We start from the raw sequence: 282 nt of genomic DNA, 5'->3' as shown, positions 1-282 counted from the left end.
ACGCGCAGTGCGCACTCGACGTGCCGTCCTCGAAGCGGCGGCCCATGTCATCGGCACACGCGGGTACGAAGCGGCCACGATGGCGGAGATCATCCAGCGGGCCGGCGTGACGAAGGGCGCCCTGTACTTTCACTTCGCCTCCAAGGACGCCCTCGCCCGGGCCGTCATCTCGGAACAGACCGACCCGTTCATTCCGCAGGTCAGCGACTCCCGGCTACAGGACGCCATCGACTTCACCCACCAGGTGGCCGTGGCCCTGCGGGACGCTCCGCTGCTCCAGAC

Annotated in this window: 1 protein-coding gene; it reads left to right on the top strand. The window is 68.4% G+C overall.

Annotated elements, in window-relative coordinates; all coding sequences use genetic code 11:
• Positions 1 to 282: helix-turn-helix domain-containing protein (locus tag GJQ66_RS12370; protein ID WP_155049632.1), on the top strand; the 282-nt coding region annotated here is incomplete at both ends.

Origin of the sequence: Microbacterium sp. ZXX196 (assembly GCF_009709595.1) — a bacterium.
GTDB classification, from domain to species: domain Bacteria; phylum Actinomycetota; class Actinomycetes; order Actinomycetales; family Microbacteriaceae; genus Microbacterium; species Microbacterium excoecariae.
The sequence above is the reverse complement of the archived record's forward strand: the minus strand, read 5'-3'. Positions and strand labels throughout refer to the sequence as shown.